Source organism: Anaerovibrio sp., assembly GCF_024697385.1.
Lineage (GTDB): Bacteria > Bacillota > Negativicutes > Selenomonadales > Selenomonadaceae > Anaerovibrio.
Map to the genome: position 1 here is coordinate 1 of NZ_JAILFV010000183.1, position 2,351 is coordinate 2,351.

Genomic DNA, 2,351 nt, shown 5'->3' on the forward strand with positions numbered 1-2,351 from the left:
GGTAAATACACTACCTTGCAGTATTCCTCCAAATAGTCAAACTTACCCACCCAATCTGACCCAACGGTAAAAATATCCACACCATACCGTCGGATATCGTCTATTTTCTGGCCCTCATATTCCTCTATAATAATTTCATCAGCCAGGCCCGTTTCCCGTACGCCTTCTATTCGTTCCATCAAGGACTGCTGAACATTGATTTTCCCGCGGCTTTTATCAAAGCTGTCTGCAGTGACACCCACTATAAGATAATCCCCCAATGCCTTGGCCCTTTCCAAAAGGCGTTTATGGCCATAATGAAGCAAATCATAGGTCCCATATGTTATAACCTTCACCATATTTATATCACCTCCTGAATATCTGTTATAAAAAATTATTTTGACCGGTTCTTAAGATAATCTTCATGCACAAAATTTAAAGCACATTCCAATGGATTAATCACTGAACTATTTTTTATATCTTTCTTATACAGATCATATAAAACAGGTAATTCCGTACAGCCCAAAATACAGGTCCCTTTTTGATTGATAAAATCTGTAAATATTTGTCTTGCTTTGTCATCATATTTACTTTGTTTTACCGCTTCTATACAATAACGCAAATTATCGAACTCGCACTCCTGGGGAACATCATATTTTATTCCTGCACTCTTCAATCGTGTCTGATAAACACCAGACAATATTGTGCCTTCTGAAGCCAATAAATAAACCTTTTCAATATTTCTTCTTGCTAAATCTGATACACATGTATCTATAATATTGACAACTTTCTCTTTAGCCTCCGGTAATAATTTATATATATCCTCCAGAAACAAATGAGATGTGTTGCATGCCAAAATTATTCTGGCCACTCCGGCATGTAACAATAACTCCAGAGACTGAGTCATTGATTTTATCAATTCATCTCTATTTTCATCATACAAAGCAGCCCTGACCCGGCTTGGCATAGTACAATTATTGTCAATAATAATTCGTGGTCTTTCCCATTCTTTTACTGCAGGAAATATTTCGGCATATTGCTGAAACATTTTTATTGTGGCATAAGTCCCCATACCACCTAAAACACCAATTGAATAAGCTTTCATATCATCAGCCCCAACCCTTTATAAATTCCATGGCCTTTTGATAATCTCCATAAGTATCAATATCACAGGCACGAATCTTTATCCCAGGCAAAGGTATATATGGCTCCAATACATTAAAGACATTGCCAGAAGTATATTGGACCCTTTCCTTCTTAAGACAGCATGGACCAGTCCATTCATAATCACCATGGTCCCTGGAAAAGCCTGTTACTTCCCCATCTTCATTAAGTGATAGATATACCGCATCTTCAGACCTTTTATCTGCATAAGCAATCCATTCACCACCTGTATCCAGTAGCTTTTTTACATCATCCGGATGTACTAACAGATCACCATCATATTCCATGGCATACTCATTACCGTCCTTAGCCCCAAGATAATAACTTGTTCCGGTTTTAGTATTAAAATAATCATGATTATAGACGAAAATTGCATCAGGGCGATACTTTCTTACTTCTTCCACTACACGATTCGCCTCAAAGCCTACAACAATACGAATATCCTCCACATCCCTGAACAAATCTAGCTGCCAATGTATCAAGGTTTTACCATTGATATCAATTAAAGCCTTGGTTGTCCCCAATCCTAATCTTGAACCAATCCCCGCACAGGTTATAATAACTGATTTAGCTGTCTGCATAATGCCACCTCATTCAATACTAGATAATCTGCTACAGAAATGGCCCCGGGAGCAGGGCTATGTGTTATCCCGGAAGCGATGGCCACATCTGCCATACGCATGGCTTCGACATCATTGTTACCATCCCCAATAAAGACGACTCTATGCCCTTCCGACTTGAACTGTTTAACAATATCCTCTTTTTTCAGAATTGTGGTCAGCTTTACCACCTTATCATTTTTCATTAATCCGGAAGAACAAAAGCATTTGCACCCAATTGTCCCTGCCAATGAATCTATCCAACAATCCAAATTGCCAGTTGCTATACTGCATTGTTCTCTATGCTGATGTATAAAGTCTACAATATGATCATAGGTTTCTACCTTGCTCAGTAGTTCGTTAATCTCACTGGCTGGCAGTTTACCAAGAATATACACACGCCGTATAAATGATTCTATAAATGGCACCTGCCCAGCCACAGTTGCCCTAGTCAACTCATTTATTTGTTCTGTTACTTGAAAATGCTTGGCAATAAGGGGCAAAGTTTCATATTTGGTAATTGTACCATCTAAATCAAATACAAATTTCGTCATTTTTATCTCTCCAATACAAAATAGTACTGCGCTGTTTCCTTTCTATTATTTAGAG

Annotated in this window: 4 protein-coding genes; all 4 read right to left on the reverse strand. The window is 38.2% G+C overall.

All coding sequences use genetic code 11. The features are described 5' to 3' along the window. A partial coding sequence (locus K6C05_RS09540; protein WP_296734094.1) for an adenylyltransferase/cytidyltransferase family protein occupies positions 1 to 338 on the reverse strand: 338 nt, incomplete at its 3' end. Positions 339 to 373: 35 nt separating this feature from the next. Then, complete coding sequence (locus tag K6C05_RS09545; protein WP_296734097.1) at positions 374 to 1,084, reverse strand: amino acid racemase; 711 nt, start codon at positions 1,082 to 1,084, stop codon at positions 374 to 376. 4 nt (positions 1,085 to 1,088) lie between these two features. Next, positions 1,089 to 1,724, reverse strand: a complete 636-nt coding sequence (locus tag K6C05_RS09550; RefSeq protein ID WP_296734099.1) for an NTP transferase domain-containing protein — start codon at positions 1,722 to 1,724, stop codon at positions 1,089 to 1,091. Next, on the reverse strand, positions 1,697 to 2,296 hold the full coding sequence (locus K6C05_RS09555; RefSeq protein ID WP_296734102.1) for an HAD-IB family phosphatase: 600 nt from the start codon (positions 2,294 to 2,296) through the stop codon (positions 1,697 to 1,699). Before K6C05_RS09555 ends, K6C05_RS09550 begins: the two co-directional genes overlap by 28 nt. Positions 2,297 to 2,351: the final 55 nt, after the last annotated feature.